This window comes from Pseudomonas nitroreducens, from assembly GCF_010994165.1.
Taxonomy (GTDB): Bacteria; Pseudomonadota; Gammaproteobacteria; order Pseudomonadales; family Pseudomonadaceae; genus Pseudomonas; species Pseudomonas nitroreducens.
In genome coordinates this window covers 441,972-463,226 of record NZ_WMBX01000003.1, presented here as the reverse complement: position 1 = coordinate 463,226, position 21,255 = coordinate 441,972, and the positions used below count along the sequence as shown (strand labels likewise).

General features: G+C 65.2%; 16 protein-coding genes. 6 read left to right on the top strand and 10 right to left on the bottom strand.

Annotated elements, in window-relative coordinates:
* Nucleotides 1-124 precede the first annotated feature (124 nt).
* A complete protein-coding gene (locus tag GJV37_RS15455) occupies nucleotides 125-2,674 on the bottom strand; it encodes a sulfite reductase flavoprotein subunit alpha (RefSeq protein ID WP_246228352.1) in 2,550 nt (849 codons plus the stop codon).
* Nucleotides 2,675-2,856: 182 nt separating this feature from the next.
* Nucleotides 2,857-5,118 carry a TonB-dependent receptor gene (locus tag GJV37_RS15450; RefSeq protein WP_065083943.1) on the bottom strand — a complete coding sequence of 754 codons (2,262 nt, stop codon included), beginning with the start codon at nucleotides 5,116-5,118 and terminating at the stop codon, nucleotides 2,857-2,859.
* A 201-nt stretch (nucleotides 5,119-5,319) separates the two neighbouring features.
* Here GJV37_RS15450 and GJV37_RS15445 point away from each other — a divergent pair, with 201 nt between their 5' ends.
* From GJV37_RS15445 to GJV37_RS15435, 3 genes are all read left to right on the top strand, one after another.
* Nucleotides 5,320-6,000, top strand: coding sequence for a Fe2+-dependent dioxygenase (locus tag GJV37_RS15445; protein WP_193452709.1), 681 nt, complete (start codon nucleotides 5,320-5,322; stop codon nucleotides 5,998-6,000).
* Between the two features lie 6 nt (nucleotides 6,001-6,006).
* Nucleotides 6,007-6,801, top strand: a complete 795-nt coding sequence (locus GJV37_RS15440) for a tetratricopeptide repeat protein (RefSeq protein WP_037014476.1) — start codon at nucleotides 6,007-6,009, stop codon at nucleotides 6,799-6,801.
* Nucleotides 6,802-6,898: 97 nt separating this feature from the next.
* Entirely contained in the window at nucleotides 6,899-8,701 is a 1,803-nt protein-coding gene (locus GJV37_RS15435; protein WP_169888304.1) for a phosphoethanolamine transferase CptA, read from the top strand.
* A gap of 216 nt (nucleotides 8,702-8,917) precedes the next feature.
* Here GJV37_RS15435 and GJV37_RS15430 read toward each other — a convergent pair whose 3' ends face one another.
* The 5 genes from GJV37_RS15430 to GJV37_RS15410 all read right to left on the bottom strand — a co-directional run bounded on the left by GJV37_RS15430 (nucleotide 8,918) and on the right by GJV37_RS15410 (nucleotide 14,194).
* Entirely contained in the window at nucleotides 8,918-10,081 is a 1,164-nt protein-coding gene (locus GJV37_RS15430; RefSeq protein WP_065083946.1) for a type III PLP-dependent enzyme, read from the bottom strand.
* A gap of 592 nt (nucleotides 10,082-10,673) precedes the next feature.
* Nucleotides 10,674-11,840 (bottom strand): osmoprotectant ABC transporter ATP-binding protein OsmV, encoded by a 1,167-nt coding sequence (locus GJV37_RS15425; protein ID WP_170859531.1) that lies wholly within the window; start codon nucleotides 11,838-11,840, stop codon nucleotides 10,674-10,676.
* A 2-nt stretch (nucleotides 11,841-11,842) separates the two neighbouring features.
* Nucleotides 11,843-12,508 carry an ABC transporter permease gene (locus tag GJV37_RS15420; RefSeq protein ID WP_024765896.1) on the bottom strand — a complete coding sequence of 222 codons (666 nt, stop codon included), beginning with the start codon at nucleotides 12,506-12,508 and terminating at the stop codon, nucleotides 11,843-11,845.
* 1 nt (nucleotide 12,509) lies between these two features.
* Nucleotides 12,510-13,451 (bottom strand): glycine betaine ABC transporter substrate-binding protein, encoded by a 942-nt coding sequence (locus GJV37_RS15415; protein WP_170859532.1) that lies wholly within the window; start codon nucleotides 13,449-13,451, stop codon nucleotides 12,510-12,512.
* A gap of 26 nt (nucleotides 13,452-13,477) precedes the next feature.
* The gene (locus GJV37_RS15410) at nucleotides 13,478-14,194 is read right to left on the bottom strand and encodes an ABC transporter permease (RefSeq protein WP_038803232.1); all 717 of its coding nucleotides are present in this window, start codon (nucleotides 14,192-14,194) and stop codon (nucleotides 13,478-13,480) included.
* 448 nt (nucleotides 14,195-14,642) lie between these two features.
* Here GJV37_RS15410 and GJV37_RS15405 point away from each other — a divergent pair, with 448 nt between their 5' ends.
* Entirely contained in the window at nucleotides 14,643-15,914 is a 1,272-nt protein-coding gene (locus GJV37_RS15405; protein WP_038803231.1) for a cation:proton antiporter, read from the top strand.
* A 115-nt stretch (nucleotides 15,915-16,029) separates the two neighbouring features.
* Nucleotides 16,030-17,613: a peptide chain release factor 3 gene (locus GJV37_RS15400; protein WP_024765609.1), complete on the top strand. Its 1,584-nt coding sequence runs from the start codon at nucleotides 16,030-16,032 to the stop codon at nucleotides 17,611-17,613.
* A gap of 226 nt (nucleotides 17,614-17,839) precedes the next feature.
* Here the strand turns inward: GJV37_RS15400 and GJV37_RS15395 are convergent, their stop codons facing one another.
* Nucleotides 17,840-18,853: a M14 family metallopeptidase gene (locus GJV37_RS15395; RefSeq protein WP_170859533.1), complete on the bottom strand. Its 1,014-nt coding sequence runs from the start codon at nucleotides 18,851-18,853 to the stop codon at nucleotides 17,840-17,842.
* A 105-nt stretch (nucleotides 18,854-18,958) separates the two neighbouring features.
* Here GJV37_RS15395 and GJV37_RS15390 point away from each other — a divergent pair, with 105 nt between their 5' ends.
* The gene (locus GJV37_RS15390) at nucleotides 18,959-19,582 is read left to right on the top strand and encodes a TetR/AcrR family transcriptional regulator (RefSeq protein WP_024765611.1); all 624 of its coding nucleotides are present in this window, start codon (nucleotides 18,959-18,961) and stop codon (nucleotides 19,580-19,582) included.
* A gap of 145 nt (nucleotides 19,583-19,727) precedes the next feature.
* On the opposite strand, the gene GJV37_RS15385 is transcribed toward GJV37_RS15390, so the two are convergent.
* Nucleotides 19,728-20,477 (bottom strand): ABC transporter permease, encoded by a 750-nt coding sequence (locus tag GJV37_RS15385; RefSeq protein ID WP_054906668.1) that lies wholly within the window; start codon nucleotides 20,475-20,477, stop codon nucleotides 19,728-19,730.
* 13 nt (nucleotides 20,478-20,490) lie between these two features.
* Nucleotides 20,491-21,201, bottom strand: a complete 711-nt coding sequence (locus tag GJV37_RS15380; protein ID WP_015475765.1) for an ABC transporter permease — start codon at nucleotides 21,199-21,201, stop codon at nucleotides 20,491-20,493.
* Between the last annotated feature and the right edge of the window lie 54 nt (nucleotides 21,202-21,255).

The following is a 21,255-nucleotide window of genomic DNA, read 5'->3' as shown; positions in this document are numbered from 1 at the left end:
GAACAGGTTATCCGCTGACGGCCAATCGGCGGATAGCGCTGGCGCGTTATCCGCCCTACGAAAAGCCAGTCACGCTGAGCGTGGGAGCGGACTCCGTCCGCGATTGGCTAGACCCAACGCCCCATCAATACACGTCGCGCCGATAGCGCCCACCCTCCAGCAACCCCTCGACCTCGGTATCACCGAGCATCTCGCGCAAGGCACGGTCGACGCCTTCGGCCATGCCTTGCAGGCTGCCGCAGACGTAGATCACCGCCCCCTCTTCCAGCCACTGGGCGAGTGTTTCGGCGCTGGCGCGCAGGCGATCCTGTACGTAGACCTTCTCGGCCTGGTCGCGGGAGAAAGCGACATCCAGGCGTTGCAGTTCGCCGCGCGCCAGCATGCCCTCGAGCTCGTCGCGGCAGTAGAAGTCGTGGGCGATATTGCGCTCGCCGAACAGCAGCCAGTTGCGCGAACGGCCTCCGGCAACGCTCGCTTGCAGCAGAGCACGCAGGCCAGCGATACCGGTGCCGTTACCGATGAGGATCAGCGGGCGATCGTCCTCGGTGAGATGGAAGCTGCGGTTGCGCCGCAGGCGCAGCAGCAGGCTGCCGCCTTCGGGCAGGTATTGGGTCAGCCAGCCGGAGCAGATACCCAACGAACCGTCCGCGTGCTGCTCCTGGCGCACGATCAGCTCCATCGCGCCTTCGCTGCGCAATGAGGCGATGGAGTACTGGCGCACCGAGAGCTTGATCAGCGCATCAACCACCGCCTGGCCGTGCTGGCCGACCAGATGCTCCAGGTTCGCCGGCAACAGGCAGCCGGCCAGGGCGTCCTTGAGCGGCATGGCCAGGCCGTCGACCTGCACCTTGGCCGCGCCGTCGAGGCCAAGGCGTTCGAGCCAGCGGCTGACGAGGAATTCCGGTTGGCGGGGAACGATTTCCACCAGGTCGCCGGCGGCCCAGTCGATCTGTGAGTCGCTCGGCGCCCCGAGGCGCAACAGCCAGGTGGATTCGCCCTGGCTGCCGGGGTTCAGGTGCTCACGGCCACTCAGCGTCCAGACTTCGAAGGCCGGCGCGGTGAAGGCCACTTGCGGTGCGGTGCCGGAGAGTTCGGCGAGGCGTACCTGCCAGTCATGCAGCGCGGTGGCATCGCCATTGTCCACTTCCACGCCGTCGAACAGCGGGCGCGCGCCCTGCCCTTGCAGCCGGCTCTGCATGCGCCGGGCGAAGCCGCAGAAGTGCTCATACTGGCGGTCGCCCAAGGCGAGTACGGCGAAGCGCAGGTCGTTGAGGCCGAGGGATTGGCCGAGCACCTGGCGTTCGAAACCACGGGCACTGTCCGGCGCCTCGCCTTCGCCGAAAGTGCTGACCACGAACAGCGCATTACGGGTCTGCTCCAGCTGCGCACGGTCCAGCTTGCCCAGAGACTCGACGCGTACCGGCAGGCCAGCAGCCTGCAACTGGCCGGCGCTCTGCCAGGCCAGTTGTTCGGCGAAGCCGCTCTGGCTGGCGTAGCCGATCAACCAGGAGTCGGCACCACCAGCCGTAGTGCCCAGCTCGCCGCGGGCGGCCAGCGCTGCGCGCTTCTTCCGGCGGCGATCAAGGTAGAGCAGCCAGCCGGTGATGAAGAACAGCGGCATGGCCAGGCTGGCGAGCATCATCAGGATGCGCCCGGTGAGGCCGAAGTAGCTGCCCACATGCAGGGCGTAGACGCTGGTGAGCAGTTGCTTGCCGGCGCTGCTGTCGTTGTAGCGGCGGTCCTTGAGCAGCTTGCCGCTGGCCGGGTCGATGGTCATCTCGTTGAAGGCGCGCTCGTGGGCAGCGTCATCGAGAAGGTAGAACACGGTGGCCGGCTGGCCCTTCACCGGCGGCAGGCGCAGGTTGTAGGCGGTCATGGCGGAGCCGCCGGTCTGCTGGATGGTGTTCCAGATGGCGGTGGCATCGACTACCGGCGGCGGGCCCTCGGGCGCCGGGCCGCGCTTGCCGCCGCCCCGCTGGCCGCCCTTGGCCTGGCCGGCGGGGGCGTCGTCGAGCAGCTTGAACAGGCCGTTGCGGTACCACTCGTAGGACCAGTACAGGCCGGTCAGCGAGGCCAGGAGGTAGAACGCCAGGCACCAGGTACCGGCCACGGCGTGCAGGTCCCAGTTGAAGGCGCGGCCTTTCTTGCGCCAGTCGAAGGTCAGCCAGGTGCGCCAGTTCAGCGCCTTGCGCGGCCAGCGCAGGTACAGGCCGGAGAGGCAGAAGAAGATCAGGATCAGGGTGCAGGCGGCCGTGATCCGCTGGCCGACTTCGCCGGCGGCGAGGAAGCGATGCAGCTGCATGATGAACAGGAAGGCGCCCTCGCCCACTGGCGCGGGCAGGGCTTGCGCGGTGTAGGGGTCGACATACAGGGATTCGCCACGGCGCTGGCCCGGTGGCGGGGTGAAGAAGATGCGCGCGGACTCCACGCCCTCGGTCTTGAGCCAGAAGAAGGCGACCTTCTTGCCTGGCTCGGCGCTCTCCACCCGGCGGATCAGTTCGTCCATCGGCAGCACGGCTTCGGCGCGCTTTTCCACCACCAGGCTGTCGGGGTTGATGGCCCGCAGGATCTCATCCTGGAACGACAGCATCGCCCCGGTGATACCCATCAGCGCCAGCACAAGCCCTGCGCTGATACCGAACAGCCAATGCAACTGGAAAAGGACTTTCTTCAACACCGCGGCTTCACCTTCGGACACCCATCACGCAGGGCGGGCATTTTAATGAGAATTGCTCGCAAACGCAGCCGATTTAACAATCTTTACCCTCGCCTTACCTTCGTCGCAGGCGGCCCGCGCAAAGAAAAGCCCCGACCGAGGAGCATCGGCCGGGGCGGGGCGCCAGGAGTACGCGGCCCTTAGAAGTGGACGTTGACCCCCAGCAGTGCGGTGCGGCCCGGGGCCACGTGCGCCATGTGGGTGCTGAAGACCTGGTCGAAGTAGCGCTTGTCGGTCAGGTTCTGCACGTTGAGCTGCAGGTCGACGTTCTTGCTGATCACGTACTTGGCCATGGCGTCGTAGCGCCAGTAGGACGGGATCATGGTGCTGTTGGCGGTGTTGCCGTACTGCTCATCGACGTAGGTTGCGCCGCCGCCCACGGTGAAGTTCTGTAGCACATCGTAGGTCGACCACAGGGTGAAGTTGTTCTGCGCGGTCTGCGGCATGCGGTTGCCCTCGTCACTGGCCACGCTGGACTTGAGGATCTCGCTGTCCAGGTAGGTGTAGCCGCCGAAGACTTTCCACTTGGGTGTCAGTGCGCCGCTGAAGCCAAGCTCCACGCCCTGCACGCGCTGCTCGCCATCGAGCACTTGGACGGTGGAGTCGTCCGGCGAGGCGACGCGGGCATTGGTCTTGTCGGTGCGGAAGATCGCCGCATTGAGCGACAGCGCTTCGTCGAAGAAGGCCCACTTGGTGCCGATCTCGTAGTTGCGGTTGCGCTCAGGGTCGAGGTTGGCGTTGGCCAGACTGAGGTCGCCACCGCCTTCGCCGGCGGTTTCGCCGCTGGGGTTGCTGGAGGTGGACCAGGCCGCATAAATGCTGCCGTTGGGCGCCGGCTTGTAGACCACGCCGAGCTGGTAGTTCCAGAAGTGGGTGTTGCTCTGGCGGTCGAAATCGCCGGCGGGCGAGCCGCGGCCGCCCGTGGAGTAGCCGCTGGAGCGGGTTTCGTAGTCGTCGTAACGCAGGCCGAGGTTGAGATCCCACTGCTCACTGAGCTTCAGGGTGTCGAACACGTAGGCCGAGGCGGTCTTGGTGTCGGTATCGGTGAAGGCGGCGCTGTCGGTGATGCTGCCAGTCCAGTGGTCGCCGGGGGTGGGCTTGTTCAGGCTGGTGCAGTCGCCGCTGGCGAGCAAGCCGGGGGTGCAGGTATTGCCGCTGCCGCCGCCGGGGGTAATGACATAGGGGCGGTTGTGCACGTCCTCGTAGCTGAACTCCATGCCGGTGACCAGGGTGTGGCCGACAAAACCGGTGTCGAAGGTGGCCTTCAGGTCAGTCTGGTTGACCCAGCCCTTGGAGGTGGAGTTACGGTTCTTCGAGGAGCGATAGACCAGCCCGTTGGCGACGTTGCCGCGGCTGTCGTCGGGGTTGGTGACGATGTAGTCAAGGGTGGTACGCACCAGGCGGAAGCTGTTGGACAGGGTCAGGTTGTCGTTCAGGTCATGCTCGATGCGGAAGGTGCCGGTGTCGGTGGTGCTCTTGCGGTAGTCGCGGTCGTTCAGGCCGTAGAAGTTGCTCTTGTCCACCGATACCGGCTTGCTCGGGTTGCGCTCGCTGCGCCCGGCCAGGGTCAGCGGAATGCCATAGTCGGGCATGTCGTCGGTGGACAGGTGATAGTACGACAGCGTGGCACGGGTCGGGGTATCGAAGCCGAAGGTGACGGTCGGCGCCACGCCCCAGCGGCTGACGTTGACCTCGTCGCGGCCGGCGACGTTGGCATCGTGCTTCATCAGGTTCAGGCGGAAGGCCGCGTTGTCGCCCAGCCTGTGGTTGACGTCCAGGGTGGTGCGGCGGGTCTGGTCGGTGCCCAGCACGATACTGGCATCGTTGAAGTCGGCCTGCTTGGCGGTCTTGCTGATCAGGTTCAGGCTACCGCCGGTGGACCCCGCGCCGGTGTAGGCCGAGCCCGGGCCCTTGCTCACTTCGATCTGTTCGATGTTGAAGATCTCGCGGGTTTGCGAGGCCACATCGCGCATGCCATCCAGGAATGTATCGCTCTCGGCGTTGAAACCACGGATGAACGGACGGTCGCCCGCCGGGTTGCCGCCCTCGCCGGCACCGAAGGTGATGCCGGGAGTGGAGCGCAGGGCGTCCTGCAGGGTCAGCGCGCCAGTATCCTTGATCACCTGCTGGGGGATCACGGTGACGGTCTTGGGCGTCTCCAGCAGCGGCGCGGTGTACTTCTCGTTGGAAGACTTCTCGACGTTGTAGGTCGTCGGATCCTGCTGTTGCGCCCCGACAACGGTGTCGGCGTCCAGAGACAGCACGTCCTGGCCGGACTTCTTCGGCATAGCCTCGTCAGCGTGGGCCAGGTGAGTGCCGGACATGGCGGTAATCGCCACACCGACGGCGGAAACCAGCAGGCGCGGCTTGCTGCCGGCGAACTCGGTGGATTGACGCGACATCGCAACTCCCTCCCCAGGGGTTCATGAAGGCCGCGCAATCTATTGCAAATAAGAATTTGTATCAATTCACATTCATTACCATACGCAGATGATTTACAACTTTTACACTTTCTCCCTGTCGGAAGCAGGGGTATGGCGGTTGTACCGATCTGTTGCAAATCATTATCATTGGCAAATTATCGAACCTGATGGAACCGGCCCATGCTGCTGCACATTCCCGGCGTCTTCACCCGCGATGAGGTGACGCGCATCCGCGCCGCCCTGGAACAGGCCGAGTGGACGGACGGCAAGGTCACCGCGGGCTACCAGTCGTCCCGCGCCAAGCACAACCTGCAACTGCCGCAGGACCACCCGCTGGCCCGCGAGATCGGCGAGGCCATGCTGCAGCGCCTGTGGAGCAACCCGTTGTTCCAGTCCGCCGCGTTGCCGAGCAAGGTCTTCCCGCCGCTGTTCAACTGCTACACCGGCGGCGGTTCCTTCGACTTCCACATCGACAACGCCGTGCGCGACACACAGGGTGGCCGCGAGCGCGTGCGCACCGACCTGTCCTCGACGCTGTTCTTCAGCGACCCCGACGACTACGACGGCGGCGAACTGGTGATCCAGGACACCTACGGCACCCAGCAGGTGAAGCTGCCGGCCGGCGACCTGGTGCTCTACCCCGCCACCAGCCTGCACAAGGTCAACCCGGTGACCCGTGGCGCGCGCATCGCCTCGTTCTTCTGGACCCAGAGCCTGGTGCGCGAGGACAGCCAGCGCGCCCTGCTGTTCCAGATGGACCAGTCGATCCAGGCACTGACCCGCGACGTGCCGGACCACCCTGCGCTGATCGAGCTGACCGGCACCTACCACAACCTGCTGCGGCGCTGGGTGGATGTCTGATCCGCCATGAGCTTCGTCCTGCGTCGCACTGAAGAAATCAATGTCGAAGACCTCACCGGCCAGCTCGCCGACGATCCGCGGCAGACCGCCCGGCTCATCCTGGCCGGCGCCCGTGAAGGGAACCTGGAGGCCCAGGCGTTGCTCGGGCAGATCCTCCTCGACGGCCACGGCATCGAACAGGACATCGGCCTGGCGCTGACCTGGTTCGGCATCGCCGCCGAGCGCGGTCATGCCATGGCCCGCAACATGCTCGGGCGCTGCCTGGAGCACGGTTGGGGGTGCGCCAAGGACGAAACGGCTGCGGCCGGCCATTACGCCATCGCGGCGCAGCAAAAGCTCGACTGGGCCATGTACAACCTCGCCAACCTGCTTTCCACCGGCCGCGGCGTGGCGCGCGACGATGCCCGCGCGCTATCACTCTACGAGGGCGCGGCGGCATTGGGCCATGCCAAGTCGATGAACCTGGTGGGGCGCTTCCACGAGGAAGGTCTGGTGGTGCCCCGCGACCTTGGCGCGGCACACCAGTGGTACCGTCGGTCGGCCGAGGCCGGTGACTTCCGTGGCCAGTTCAGCCACGCCTCGGTGCTCGCCGAGCGCGGCGACCTGCCAGCCGCGCGCATCTGGCTGGAACGGGCGCTGGAAGGCGGCAACCTCAACTTCCTGCGCGTAGCCCGCCGGCAGCTCGCCGACTCCATGCCGCCAAGCCTGCGGGAGTTGACCCTGGCCTACTTCCAGCGCGCCGCCGAGCTGGGCGACGAATCGGACCTGCATCAACTCGCCGAGCAGATGGGTGTCGCCTGACACCCCTTGACGTAATTTTCACACCAACCCTGCTATCTTCGCCGGCTAACCTGGCTGCCGGAGTGTTCGGCAGCCGCCACGTAACGACGAGGCGCAAGTGTCGAACACCACATCCCCCGCAGCGCGCAAACGCGTGGACTGGGCCGCCCTGGGCTGGCTCCTGCTGTTCTTCTGGTACTTCTCCGGCGTTACCCAGGCGCTGATCCTGTTCAGCGGCACCACCGGCTTCGCCGGCTTCCGTGACGCCTTCTTCCTCAGCAGCCTGTGGCTCGCGCCGCCGTTGCTGCTGCCGCGCTTCACCAAAGGCATCGCCGCCGTCATCGGCCTGGTGCTCTGGGGCGCCTCGCTGGTGGGCCTGAGCTACTTCGGCATCTACAAGCAGGAGTTCTCGCAGAGCGTCATCTTCGTGATGTTCGAGTCGAACACAGCCGAGGCCGGCGAATACTTCAGCCAGTACTTCAGCCTCTGGTTATGCCTGGCATTGCTGGCCTACACCGTGGTCGCCGTGGTGCTGTGGAAGCGTATCCGCCCGATCAGCATGCCGGCCTATGCCCGCGTGCCGCTGGCCGTGCTGCTGGTGGTGCTGAACCTGTTCTACCCCTTCTACAAGCAGATGGTCACCCAGGAGCGCACCTTCGCCCAGGCGCTGGAAAAGGTGCAGTCGCGCATGGAGCCGGCCGTGCCGTGGCAACTGGTGGTGGGGTACGTCCAGTACCGCCAGCAGCTGGACAACATGCAGAAGCTGCTGCAGCAGAACGCCTCCCTGCCGCCCCTGCAGAACCTCAAGGACAGCAGCGGCGAAGCCCCGCGCACGCTGGTGCTGGTGCTGGGCGAATCCACCACCCGCCAGCACATGCACCTGTACGGCTACGGCCGCGATACCACGCCGAACCTCGACGCCCTCGCCGCCAGCGGCAAGGGCCTGACCGTGTTCCAGAACGTGGTTGCGCCGCGCCCCTACACCATCGAGGTGATGCAGCAGATCCTCACCTTCGGTGATGAGCAGAACCCGGACAAGTTCCTCACTGATCCGTCGCTGATCAACCTGATGAAACAGGCGGGCTACAAGACCTTCTGGATCACCAACCAGCAGACGATGACCAAGCGCAACACCATGCTCACCACCTTCTCCCAGCAGACGGACGAGCAGGCGTACCTGAACAACCAGCGCAACCAGAACGCCAGCCAGTACGACGGCGTGGTGCTGGACCCGTTCGAGAAGGCCCTGAAGGACCCGGCGCAGAAGAAGTTCATCGTCGTCCACCTGCTGGGCACGCACATGGACTACCGCTACCGTTACCCCGAAGAGTTCGCCTACTTCAAGGACCGCCAGGGCGCGCCCTCGGCGCTGTCGGATGACCAGGTGGAGACCTACAACTTCTACGACAACGCAGTGCGCTACAACGACTTCGTGGTGTCGAGCCTGATCAAGCGCTACTCGGCGGCCAACGCCAACGGCTTCATGCTCTACCTCTCCGACCATGGCGAAGAGGTCTACAGCTCGGGCAACCACGACCGCCTGGGCCGCAACGAGATGGACCCGACCCGGCCGATGTACACCATTCCGTTCATGGTCTGGACCTCGCCGAGCTGGCAGGCCGACCACCCCCGCGACCTGCAGGCAGTGGCCAATCGTTCCTACAGCAGCTCGCACCTGATCCACACCCTGTCGGACCTCGCCGGCCTGAGCTACGATCGCTACGAACCCGCCAAGAGCCTGGTGAACCAGCAGTTCGCCGCGGCGCCGCGCTGGATCGGCGACCCGTACAGGAAGGACGGCCTGCACGAGTTCGACAAGCTGCCGATGGACAAGGCCGCACAGCAGCAGGAGATCGCCACCGACGCCAAGGCGCCGGCCACCGCGCAGGCTCCGGTGAAGACGCAGCCCAAGGAGGGTTGAATCTGCGGTGATGCCATGAAGAACGCCTCGCATTGCGGGGCGTTCTTCATTCCGTCCGACGAGAGTGCACAGGCTCGCTCCTACAGGGTGGTGTGTCGCTTCGGCTTCCTCCTTGGTGCGGGATTTCGCGGACAAAGTCCGCTCCTGCGCAACAGCTTCAGCGCCGCAGAATGAAAAAGCCCCGCAACGGCGGGGCTTTTCGTGGGGCATTCAGCGTTACAGGTAGAACGCCTTCAGCGGCGGGAAGCCGTTGAATTCCACCGCGCTGTAGCTGGTGGTGTAGGCCCCGGTGGACAGCCAGTACAGGCGGTCGCCCGCGGCCAGGTTCAACGGCAGGCCGTACTTGTAGTGCTCGTACATGATGTCCGCGCTGTCGCAGGTCGGGCCGGCGATCACCACTTCTTCCAGCTCGCCTTTCTTCTCCACATGGATCGGGAACTTGATGGACTCGTCCATGGTTTCGATCAGGCCGGAGAACTTGCCCACGTCGGTGAACACCCAGCGCTCCACGGCGGTACGCGACTTGCGCGCCACCAGCACGACTTCACTGACCAGGATGCCGGCGTTGGCGATCAGCGAGCGGCCCGGCTCGAGGATGATTTCCGGCAGGTCGTCGCCGAAGTCTTCCTTGAGGAAGCGGATGATCTCTTCGGCGTAGGTTTCCAGGCTGTTGGTCTTGGCGATGTAGTTGGCCGGGAAGCCGCCGCCCATGTTGATCAGCTTCAGCTCGATGCCGTCTTCTTCCTTCAGGCGCTCGAAGATGACCTTGACCTTGGCGATGGCCGCGTCCCACACGCCGATGTCGCGCTGCTGCGAACCCACATGGAAGGACACGCCGTAGGGCACCAGGCCCAGGTCGCGAGCCAGAACCAGCAGGTCCATGGCCATGTCGGACTGGCAGCCGAACTTGCGCGACAGCGGCCAGTCGGCCGAGGTGGAGCCTTCGGTGAGGATGCGTACGTAGACCTTGGAGCCCGGCGCAGCCTTGGCGATGTTGCGCAGGTCGGCCTCGGAGTCGGTGGCGAACAGGCGCACGCCCTTCTCGTAGAAGTAACGGATGTCGCGGGCTTTCTTGATGGTGTTGCCGTAGCTGATCTGCTCGGCGCGCACACCGGTCTTCATCACCTTGTCCAGCTCATAGATGGAGGCGATGTCGAAGTTCGAGCCCTTGTCGCGCAGCAACTCGGTGATCTCGGTGGCGGGGTTGGCCTTCACCGCGTAGTAGATCTTGGCGAACGGGAAGCAGTCGGTCAGCTGGTCGTAGGCATCGGCGATGGTCTGCTTGTCGATGACGACGAAGGGGGTTTCCTGCTTGTCGGCAAACGCCTTCATGCGCTGGAAGGTGTCGGGGGCGAAGTAATCCTCGACCTTGATGGACATGGTTGGGACTCCAAATGGCAGAACAGGTTATTCGTAGGGGTGAAGCTGAACGTCGAATCCGTTTCCCCACTTTGGTTCGCCTACTTCCCAAGGCATGTCGCCGAGCATTACCGATACCGGGGCAAGGCACCGGCTATCTCTCGTCGTCAGTACTTGAGCCGGATGGATCGTTTCCAGCATGGACGTTCGGGCGCGAACTTTAGGACCTGAAGTTCGTGAGTTCAACCCTGAATTGCCGCTTTTTTACATCCCTTTGTCGCACTACCGGTTGACTGTTTTGGATACTCAACAAAATGCACGGAATACCGCACAGAACGGGGCTTTCGACGGGTTTCAGCATCATCGGCCTACTGAGTTAACGACCGGTGTCAGAGGGGGGAGTTCAGCTGTTCGGGATGGGTGGTGCGGGTGGGGATATCGTGGAGGGTGAACGGGGAAAATCGGAGCTGGGCACTCCCTCTCCCTGAAGGGAGAGGGGACCGTTCGGCACCGGCTGAAGCTGCTGCGTCAGCCGGCACGATCAGCGCCCTCTCCCTTCAGGGAGAGGGCGGGGGGAGAGGGAACCATCCGCAGCGGGGGTACGGGTAACACCCTACGATGCCTGGGCGACTTCAGCCGGCGACACGATATTGGTCTTGCGCCCACGCGAGCGTCCGGAGCTCAGGTAGTCCGCGATGGACTCCTGCGTCACCTCGCCGAGGAACTGCCCGTCCGCATCGAGCACCGGCAGCCACGAGCTGTTGAACTCGTACATGCGCGACAAGAGGATGCGCAGGTGTTCGTCATGGCTGGCGGTCACGCGGAATTCGTTGAGGAAGTCGCTGCATACACCGTCCTTGCGGCGCATGTCCTTGCGGCGCACGTAGCCCAGGCCCTTGCCGTTGGCGTCCACCACGACGAGGTAGCGGCGGTCGTCCTCCTCCATTTTCTCCAGCGCTTCAGCCACCGTGGTCTGCGGGTGGGCGGTGACGATACTGCTGTCGGCGGCATCCTCGGCGCGCACCAGCAGCAGGCGCTTGAGCGTGCTGTCCTGGCCGGTGAAGGCGCTGACGAATTCGTCCGCCGGGTGCGCCAGCAGCGTGTCCGGGTGGTCGAACTGGAGCAGGCGGCCGCTCTTGAACACCGCCACCTTGTCGCCCAGTTTGATCGCTTCGTCGATGTCGTGGCTGACCATGATCACGGTCATGCCCAGCTTGCGCTGCAGCTCGAAGAACTCGTTCTGGATCGACTCGCGGTTGATCGGGTCCACCGCGCCGAAGGGCTCGTCCATCAGCAGCAGCGGCGCATCCGCCGCCAGCGCGCGGATCACCCCGATGCGCTGTTGCTGCCCGCCGGACAACTCGCGCGGATAGCGCGACAGGTACTGCCTGGGTTCGAGCTTGACCATGGCCATCAGCTCGCGCGCCTTGTCCTTGCACTTCTGTTTGTCCCAGCCCAGCAGGCGCGGCACGACCATGATGTTTTCCTCGATGGTCATGTTGGGGAACAGGCCGATCTGCTGGATCACGTAGCCGATGCGCCGGCGCAGGGTCACCTCGTCCAGTTCGGCGGTGTCCTGGCCGTCGATCAGCACGCGCCCGGAGGTGGGCTGGATGATGCGGTTGATCATCTTCAGCGTGGTGGTCTTGCCGCAGCCGGAGGGACCGAGGAACACGCAGATCTCGCCCTTGTCCACGGTCAGGCTGACCTTGTCCACGGCGCGGAATTCCTTGCCGTCCTTTAGGGTGAAGGTCTTGGTCAGTTGGTCGAGTTCGATCATGTTCAGTCTCCTGTCTGCGGGCGCAGGCCCTTCGGGGTGAGCGCACGCTGCAACCACTGCAGCAGCAGGTCGGCGGCGATGGCCAAGAGGCTCACCAGGACCGCGCCGACCACCAGCATGGGCATGTTGGATTGGCTGATGGAATTGAGGATGAGCACACCCAGGCCGCCGGCGCCGATCACCGCGGCGATGGTCATCACGCCGATGTTCATCACCACGGCGGTGCGCACGCCGGCGAGGATCACCGGCACGGCGATGGGGATGTCGACCATGCGCAGGCGTTGCCAGAAGGTCATGCCGATGCCCTTGCCGGCTTCGCGGATGCCGGGCTCGACATTAGTCAGGGCGAGGTAGGTGTTGCGCAGGATTGGCAGCAGCGAATAGAGGAACACCGCGGTGATCGCCGGCAGCGGTCCGAGGCCCTGGCCGATCTTCGAGTAGAGCGGCAGCATCAGGCCGAACAGCGCGATGGAGGGGATGGTCAGCACCACGGTGGCGGCCCCCTGCAGCGGCCCGGCGAGCCACTTGAAGCGCGTCATCAGCACACCCAGCGGCACACCGACGACGATGGCCAGGCCCACGGCGATGGACACCAGCATCAGGTGCTGCAGCGTCAGCTGGCCGACCTGCACCCAGTCGAGGCGGGAAATCACGGTCATGAAGTCCATGTCAGTTCTCCTCCTTTGTGGGCTGGTCCTGTTCAGGTTGAGCCTTGTCGCCCAGCAGATCGTGCTCGCGCAGGAACTGCTGCGCGACGCGCTGCACCGGCTCCTGCTGGATATCGACCTGGGCGTTGAGCGCCTGCATGGTCTTGTCGTCGAGTAGCCTGGCGATGGGATCGAACAACGTCTTCAGCTCGGGATGCTTCTGCAGCAGATCGGCACGCATCACCGGCGCGGCGTTGTAGAACGGGAAGAACTGCTTGTCATCCTGCAGCACGCGCAGCTTGAAGTCCTTCAGACGGCCATCGGTGGTGTAGACGAGGCCGACGAATACCTGGCGATTCTTCAGCGCCGTGTACACCAGGCCCGCATCCATCTGCCGCACGTCGTCGCGGGTGAAACGGAAGCCATACAGCTCGCTCATCGGCGCGAGGCCATCCGGGCGGCCGGCGAACTCCGGGTCCATGGCGAACAGGTGGGTCTGCTTGTCGCCCTGCTCCTTCATCACCCGGGCGAGATCACTGAGGGTGCGCACGCCGAGCTGTTCGGCCTGTTCCTCGGGCATCGCCAGCGCATAGGTGTTGTTGAACGGCGCGGGCGTGGGCCAGACCAGCCCCTTCTTGCCGTCCAGTTCGCGGACCTTGGCCAGCGATTGCTCGGCGTCCAGCTTGTCCTTGACCTTGTTGTAGACGATCAGCGACGAGCCGGTGTATTCCCAGACCAGGTCCAGCTGACCGCTCTGCTGCGCGCTGCGCGCCAGGGTGCTGCCCAGGCCGTTGGTGACCTTCACCTCGTAGCCCTTGCTTTGCAGGTACTGCGCGGTGATAGCGGTGAGCAGGCGCTGCTCGGTGAACGGCTTGCCGCCGATGCGGATCACATCGGCCGCCTGGGCGAGACCGGTTGTAGCGGCGAGCACAAGGCCCAGCGCGCCGAGCAGACGTCGTGTCATGCGGGTTCCTTTCAAACAACTCCCGTTCATTTCGCCAGCCCCCGTTCCAGGAAGCCGCGGCTGAACAGCACCACCAGGCCATCGAGCACCAGCGCCAGCAGCGCAGTGCACACGGCGCCGAGCAGCAGCTTGGACTGGTCGTCCAGGGCGATGCCGGGGAAGATCAGGCTACCCAGGCTGTTGGCGCCGATCAGGAACGCCAGCGGGGCGGAGCCGACGTTGAGCGCCAGTGCAATGCGCACACCGCCCATGATCAGCGGCACCGCATTGGGCAGTTCGACGCGCAGTAGCACCTGGCGCGGCGTCATGCCGATGCCGGTGGCCGCTTCCTTGAGCGACGCCGGCACGGCGCGCAGGCCCTCGTAGGTATTGCGCACGATGGGCAGCAGCGAGGCGAGGAACAGCGCGAGGATCGCCGGGCCGTTGCCGATCCCGACGATCGCCAGGGCGATGGCCAGCACGGCCAGTGGCGGGATGGTGTTGCCGACGTTGAAGATCTGCATCAGGCGCTCGGCCTGTCCTTGCAGGGCGGGCCGGCTGAGCAGCATGCCGGCGGGGATGCCGACCACAATGGCGGCGAACATGGACGCGAACACCAGGATCAGGTGCGCCTGCAGGTAGAACAGCAGGTCTTCGCGGTACTGCCACAGAGTGGCGGGGGTGATCCAGTGGATCAGCAAAGCCAGCACAACGACTGCGAAGCAGACGCCGAACAGGGCCTTGCCCGTGGTGGACTTCACCATGGTTGGGGGACTCCCTTCGGGTGCGCGGCGACTGGCATCGCCGCGCTCACGTGACGCTCGATCCCGTCCTGAGACTTACCTGGGACCTCGATTAAACGCGACGAGAATCAAGTACTTGCGAAAGCGCCTACGGATTGTCGTCGCGAAGGGGTGGACCCCCGTGCGCGCCGTTACGTTCAATAAAATTGCCATCCTTGTGCCACCGCGCGGCCGCGCATTCGGCTTCAGCCCCCATGGTCCGGGGGCTGTGGCGGACAAACTTTTTTTCGAAAAAAGTTGCGATCGGGCTGAACCATCGGCCCCCGCCGCTTGCCCAACGGCGGATGCGCCCGGTGAAAACATACGCGACTTCGCCCAGCGGTTATCATCGGGATCCTTTCGCGTGCCCCCGACCCATGGATAGGTCACTCGGGGCCGGCGTTCTTGCCTACCACGGAGATCCATCGCCATGCTTGATCTGGCCGCGGCGTTCATCGCGCTGACCACCCTGCTCACCTACGTCAACTACCGCTTCATCCGCCTGCCGCCAACCATCGGCGTCATGGCCACCGCGCTGATCTTTTCCTTCATCGCCCAGGGCATGTCGCTGCTGGGCTACCCGGTGCTGGAAGTCGAGATGCAGCAGATCATCAGCCGCATCGACTTCTCCGACGTGCTGATGACCTGGTTCCTGCCCGCCCTGCTGTTCGCCGGTGCGCTACACGTGAACCTCGCCGACCTGCGCAACTACAAGTGGCCCATCGGCCTGCTGGCCACCTTCGGCGTGCTGATCGCCACCACGGTGATCGGCTACCTGGCCTACTACACCTTCGCCCTCTTCGGCTGGCACGTGGACTTCATCTACTGCCTGCTGTTCGGCGCGCTGATCTCGCCCACCGACCCCATCGCGGTGCTGGGCATCCTCAAGTCCGCCGGCGCGCCCAAGCCGCTGGCCACCACCATCGTCGGCGAATCGCTGTTCAACGACGGCACCGCCGTGGTGGTCTTCACCATCCTGCTGGGCATCCTGCTGGCCGGCGAAACGCCCACCGCCTCGACGATTGCCTGGCTGTTCGTGCAGGAAGCCATCGGCGGCATCCTGTTCGGCGCGGCGCTGGGCTACGGGGTGTTCCTGATGATGCGCGGCATCGACCAGTACCAGGTGGAAGTCATGCTGACCCTGGCCCTGGTGATCGGTGGCGCGGCGCTGGCGGCGCGGCTGCACGTGTCGGCGCCCATCGCCATGGTGGTGGCCGGCCTGATCATCGGCAACCAGGCGCGCCACTACGCCATGTCCGACGAAACCCGGCGCTACATCGACAAGTTCTGGGAGCTGATCGACGAGATCCTCAACGCCCTGCTGTTCGCCCTGATCGGCCTGGAGCTGCTCCTGCTGCCGTTCAACTGGCTGCACGTGGTGGCGGCGTTCACCCTGGGTGGCGCGGTGCTGGTCTCGCGCCTGCTCACCGTGGCCCCGGCCATCGTCGTGCTGCGGCAGACCGAGAACGGCCGCCGCCAGGTGCCCGCCGGGACCATCCGCATCCTCGTCTGGGGCGGCCTGCGCGGCGGCGTCTCGGTGGCCCTGGCGCTGTCCCTGCCGCTGGGCGAGCAGCGCGACCTGATCCTCAGCCTGACCTACGTGGTGGTGCTGGTGTCGATCCTGCTCCAGGGCCTGTCCATCGGCCCGCTGGTGCGGCGTATCTACAAGGGCGCCGAGCCGGTCGCCGACAGCGACCACTGACAGCCCCGAGCCTTGCGTCGCCGGGTCTGCCGGCGACGCCTCGATTCAGGCTATAATCCCGCGTTTTTCGGGCCGCTCGCTGCCCGTCTTCACCGAATCGACCAGGCATCCATCCATGAGCATCCAAGCCGCCGAAGTCGCGAAGCGCCGCACGTTCGCGATCATTTCCCACCCCGACGCCGGTAAGACCACCATTACCGAGAAGCTCCTGCTGATGGGCAAGGCGATTGCCGTCGCCGGTACCGTGAAGTCGCGCAAGTCCGACCGCCACGCCACCTCCGACTGGATGGAGATGGAGAAGCAGCGCGGCATCTCCATCACCACCTCGGTGATGCAGTTCCCCTACCGCGAGCACATGATCAACCTGCTCGACACCCCCGGCCACGAAGACTTCTCCGAAGACACCTACCGCACCCTCACCGCGGTGGACTCGGCACTGATGGTCCTCGACGGCGGCAAGGGCGTCGAGCCACGCACCATCGCCCTGATGGAAGTCTGCCGGCTGCGCGACACGCCCATCGTCAGCTTCATCAACAAACTCGACCGCGACATCCGCGACCCCATCGAGCTGCTCGACGAGATCGAGGCGGTGCTGAAGATCAAGGCGGCGCCGATCACCTGGCCGATCGGTTGCTACCGCGACTTCAAGGGCGTGTACCACCTCGCCCAGGACAAGATCATCGTCTACGTGCCGGGCCACGGCCACGAGCGCATCGAGACCAAGGTCATCGACAAACTGGATTCGGACGAGGCCCGCGCGCACCTGGGCGACCTCTACGACAACTTCCTCGAAGAGCTGGAACTGGTGCAAGGCGCCTGCCACGAGTTCGACAAGGACGCCTTCCTCAAGGGCGAGATGACCCCGGTGTTCTTCGGTACCGCGCTGGGCAACTTCGGTGTCGACCAGGTGCTGGACTGCATCGTCGACTGGGCCCCGCAACCGCTGGAGCGTGGCGCCCACGAGCGCACCGTGGCGCCGACCGAGGAGAAGTTCTCCGGCTTCGTGTTCAAGATCCAGGCGAACATGGACCCGAAGCACCGCGACCGTATCGCCTTCATGCGTATCTGCTCGGGCAAGTACGAGAAGGGCATGAAGATGCGCCACGTGCGCCTGGGCAAGGACGTGAAGATCGCCGACGCGCTGACCTTCTTCTCCAGCGAGCGTGAGCAGCTGGAAGAAGCCTTCGCCGGCGACATCATCGGCCTGCACAACCACGGCACCATCCAGATCGGCGACACCTTCACCGAAGGCGAGGCGCTGGGCTTCACCGGCATCCCGCACTTCGCCCCGGAACTGTTCCGCCGCGTGCGCCTGAAGGACCCGCTGAAGTCCAAGCAGCTGCGCCAGGGCCTGCAGGAACTGGCCGAGGAAGGTGCCACCCAGGTGTTCTTCCCCGAGCGCAACAACGACATCATCCTCGGCGCCGTCGGCGTGCTGCAGTTCGACGTGGTCGCCAGCCGCCTGAAGGAGGAATACAAGGTCGAGTGCGCCTACGAGCAGATCAACGTCTGGTCCGCGCGCTGGATCGAGTGCCAGGACGAGAAGAAGCTCAAGGAGTTCAAGGACAAGGCCTTCGAGAACCTGTCCGTGGACGGCGGCGGCCACCTCACCTACCTGGCCCCGACCCGCGTCAACCTGAGCCTGATGGAAGAGCGCTGGCCGGACATCACCTTCCGCGCCACCCGCGAACACCACTGAGTTCGCCGCTGTTCGAAAACGCCCGCCTTGTGCGGGCGTTTTTTGTTCTTCCTTGTTTGCATTTGAGTCGAGATGCGCGGGTAAGAGCCCCTCACCCTAGCCCTCTCCCGCAAGCGGGAGAGGGGACCGTTCGGTGCAGGATGAAACCACAGCGTCAGCCCGCACAATCTGCCCCCTCTCCCTCTGGGAGAGGGTTGGGGTGAGGGATGCCCCGTACAGAAGCCGATTACGGATCGAGCGCGCCGGAGCTCCAGGTACTCGAAGGCGCCGTACCGGTGAACTTGCCCGCGATGGCGCCCTGGGGAATCAGCCGGTCACGGTAACGGGTGGCGAACAAGCCACTCTGCGGCGCGCGCAGGATGTGTTCGCTATCAGGGTCACCCGGACGCGAAACGATGCGCGCGAAGCGCTCACCCGCCTCGAGGTATTCGCCCAGTTCTCGCTCGAACACCAGCACGCCGGCTGCAGGCGCGAACACGGTTTCCATGAAGCCCATGGGCGTAGCGACGCCCTTCCACTCCGGCAGTGGCCCGGCGTCGGTGACCACGCCACGGGCGCCGAGAAAACGGTAGAGTCCCTCGGCATCCTGCTGCGCCAGCGCGTCGCTGACGTCGCCCTGGCCGCGCAATTCGACAGTGGCCACCAGGCGCTCCGTAAAGCGCTGTTCGGCCAGCCATGGGGCGATCACCACTTCTTCGAACGCACCGTCGCCATCGCCTTCCCAGATGATCGCCAGATCCGCGCACAGCGCAGCGGCGAGGTCCTGCGCGGCCGGCCAGAAGCATTCGTGGACGTAGACATACTGCAGCGCCTCGTCGTCGGTGTGCAGGTCGAGGACGATGTCCGCCGGCGCGGCCAGTTCGGCCAGGCGCTTCTGCCACAGCGTGAGGTTGTCCAGGGTCCCGCTGGCCGCTGCCGAGGCGATGAAGCCACGGTTGAAATTGCGCGACGTGGCGTCGTGGTTGCGGCCGAGAATCCGCCCCTGGCGGAACTGCCCGATGCCGATGGGATTGGCCTGCGGCACCAGCGTCACGCTGCCATTGAGCGCGCCACGTTCGGCGGCCTCGCGCAGGCGCGGCAGCAGTTCGTGGAGCACCAGCATCCCGGCGATTTCATCGGCGTGCACGCCGGCCTGCAGGTGTACCCGCGGCCCCGGCTTGCCGCCGTCGATACGCCACGCCAGAACGCGCAGCTCCGCGCCGGAGTCACCCGGCACGCTGAAGGACACATCCTCGATCATCAAGCCCTCTCCTCTGTCCGAATCGCCCATGGAAATCTTTGCCGGCGCCTCCTAGTATCGACTCCAGTCGCCGGTTTCCGGCACGCCGCAAAAGGACCTCGCACCGTGGACATGCCCCGCCAGAAAGCCCAGCGCGCCACCTCCGAGGAACGCCGCGACCATCTGGTGCGCGCCTGCCTCAAGTGCCTGGTCGCCGATGGCCACGCGGGCATCTCGGTGCGCCGCATCGCCAAGGAAGCCGGCGTCGCCGTGGGCCTGGTGAACCACCATTTCGGCAGCATCGACGCGCTGGTTGCCCAGGCCTACGAGACCCTTGCCAGCGAGGTCACCCAGGCGCTCTACCAGCAGGTGGACGCCGTCGGCAGCGATCCCGCCGCACGCATGGAAGCCTTCCTCACCGGCTCCTTCTCACCGCAAGTGCTGGACCCCGACCTGCTCAGCCCCTGGGTGGTGTTCTGGAGCCTGATCCGCCACTCGCCGCCGGTGAACGAGGCGCACGAGCGCGGCTATCAGAGCTACCTTGCCATCCTCGAAACACTCATCAGCGAGCTCGCCCACGCCGAAAACTTCAGCGTGGCGCGCCCGCGCCTGGCCGCCATCGGCCTCTCCGCCATGCTCGACGGGCTGTGGCTGGAGTGGTGCCTGAACCCGAGCAACTTCAGCGCCGCCGACGGTCTCGAACTCAGCCGCTGCTGGGTGGAGGGCCTCCGTCGCGGCGCCTACGCCTGAGGTTTGGCAACGATCTGCTGCGCGTCGGCTGGATTAGGCGAGCGCCGCCCTCAGGTGCTCATTTACTGGGGTAAACTCCGCTCTTCGAGCGCCGCCCGCCTAATCCAGCTCTAGCTCGCAAGATCGTAAGGCGAACTGTGCATTATCAAACTGCCGTCCTTGCCCTGCGCTTGCCCAACCATGATCGCTGCGCCGGCTTCTGTGTTTCGCGGCGAACCGGCGTGGTGCGCTCCAGCACGGCGAACAGCGCCTCGATGATGAAGGTCAGGCAGACATAGATCGCCGCCACCAGCAGCAGCGGCTCATACACCTGGAAGGTCTGCGCGCGCACCACGTTGGCTGCGCCGAGCAGGTCGACCACGGCGATGGTGGACGCCAGCGCGGTGGACTTGAGCAGCATCACGCTCTCCCCCGCCAGGGTCGGCAGCAGCAGGCGGATCGCCCTCGGCAGCCACACACGGTAGAGCACCAGCGTGCGGTTCATGCCGAACGCCGAAGCCGCCTCCAGTTCGCCGCGCGGCACCGCCTTGAGGCCACCGCGAACCACCTCGCCGACGTAGGCGCCGACCGAGAGGATCAGCGCGATCACGATGTACCAGAAGCCATCGCGCAGGTAGGGCCAGAGGAAGCTGCCGCGGATCAGCGGGAACTGCGCGAACAGGCTGCCCAGGCCGTAGTAGAAGATGTAGATCTGCACCAGCAACGGCGTGCCGCGAATCACGCTGGTGTACGCCAGCGCCAGGCGCGAGACCAGGAAGTTGCGCGACATCCGCGCCAACGCCACGACCAGCGCCAGGGCGAAGCCGAGGATGGCGGAAATCAGCAGGATCACCAGGGTGGTGCCCAGGCCCTTGAGCAGCAGGGCCCCATAGACGAATAGCCAGTGTTCGTTCATCGCCGCGCCTCGTTCAGACCGCCGGAATCCAGCGACGGAAACGTCGCTCCAGGTAGCCCGCGAACAGGTTTGAAAGCACGGTGAGCACGTAGTACAGCGCCGCCGCGGTGAGGTAGAAGGTCAGGTAGTGACGGGTCGAGCCGGCGGCCTGCTTGGCCGTGTAGAGCAGCTCGTTGGTGCCCACCACGCTGATCAGCGCACTGTCCTTGATCAGGTTGACCCACAGGTTGGCCATGCCGGCCAGCGCGTTGGGCGCCATCATCGGCAAGGTCACCCGGCGGAACAGGCCGAAGCCGTGCATGCCGTAGGCGCGCGCCGCTTCGATCTGGCCATAGGGAATCGACTGGATCGCGCCACGGAAGATCTCCGACGCGTAGGCGCCCTGCACCAGGCCAAGCACGACGATGGCCACCATCATGCCGTTGAGCTTCACCTGGCCGTAGCCGAGCCACTCGAAGAACTGGTTCAGGCCCATGGAGCCGACGTAGAACAGCAGCAGGATCAGCAGCAGTTCCGGTACCGCCCGGCACAGCGTGGTGTAGCCGCGCGCGAGCATCGCCAACGGGCGCGGACCACCGATCTTGGCACTGGCCGCGGCCAGGCCGATCAGCAGGCCGACCAGGAAGGCCCCGACGGAAATCTGCAGGGTGACCAGCAACCCCTTGAGCAGGGCCGGGCCCCAGCCGGTAGGACCGAAGCCGATCAGGTCGAAGATGCTTTGCATGGCCGTCTCCAGGAAGGGAGGCTCAGGTTCGTGCCCGCGCGCCGGACAAGCGCG

What these genes read in the sequence shown, in the direction of transcription:
- GJV37_RS15440 (WP_037014476.1), top strand. Translation starts at nt 6,007, where the DNA reads ATGAGCTTCGTCCTGCGTCGCACTGAAGAAATCAATGTCGAAGACCTC.
- GJV37_RS15450 (WP_065083943.1), bottom strand. Translation starts at nt 5,118, where the DNA reads ATGTCGCGTCAATCCACCGAGTTCGCCGGCAGCAAGCCGCGCCTGCTG.
- GJV37_RS15405 (WP_038803231.1), top strand. Translation starts at nt 14,643, where the DNA reads ATGCTTGATCTGGCCGCGGCGTTCATCGCGCTGACCACCCTGCTCACC.
- GJV37_RS15385 (WP_054906668.1), bottom strand. Translation starts at nt 20,477, where the DNA reads ATGAACGAACACTGGCTATTCGTCTATGGGGCCCTGCTGCTCAAGGGC.
- GJV37_RS15445 (WP_193452709.1), top strand. Translation starts at nt 5,320, where the DNA reads ATGCTGCTGCACATTCCCGGCGTCTTCACCCGCGATGAGGTGACGCGC.
- GJV37_RS15425 (WP_170859531.1), bottom strand. Translation starts at nt 11,840, where the DNA reads ATGATCGAACTCGACCAACTGACCAAGACCTTCACCCTAAAGGACGGC.
- GJV37_RS15415 (WP_170859532.1), bottom strand. Translation starts at nt 13,451, where the DNA reads ATGACACGACGTCTGCTCGGCGCGCTGGGCCTTGTGCTCGCCGCTACA.
- GJV37_RS15400 (WP_024765609.1), top strand. Translation starts at nt 16,030, where the DNA reads ATGAGCATCCAAGCCGCCGAAGTCGCGAAGCGCCGCACGTTCGCGATC.
- GJV37_RS15420 (WP_024765896.1), bottom strand. Translation starts at nt 12,508, where the DNA reads ATGGACTTCATGACCGTGATTTCCCGCCTCGACTGGGTGCAGGTCGGC.
- GJV37_RS15380 (WP_015475765.1), bottom strand. Translation starts at nt 21,201, where the DNA reads ATGCAAAGCATCTTCGACCTGATCGGCTTCGGTCCTACCGGCTGGGGC.
- GJV37_RS15430 (WP_065083946.1), bottom strand. Translation starts at nt 10,081, where the DNA reads ATGTCCATCAAGGTCGAGGATTACTTCGCCCCCGACACCTTCCAGCGC.
- GJV37_RS15410 (WP_038803232.1), bottom strand. Translation starts at nt 14,194, where the DNA reads ATGGTGAAGTCCACCACGGGCAAGGCCCTGTTCGGCGTCTGCTTCGCA.
- GJV37_RS15395 (WP_170859533.1), bottom strand. Translation starts at nt 18,853, where the DNA reads ATGATCGAGGATGTGTCCTTCAGCGTGCCGGGTGACTCCGGCGCGGAG.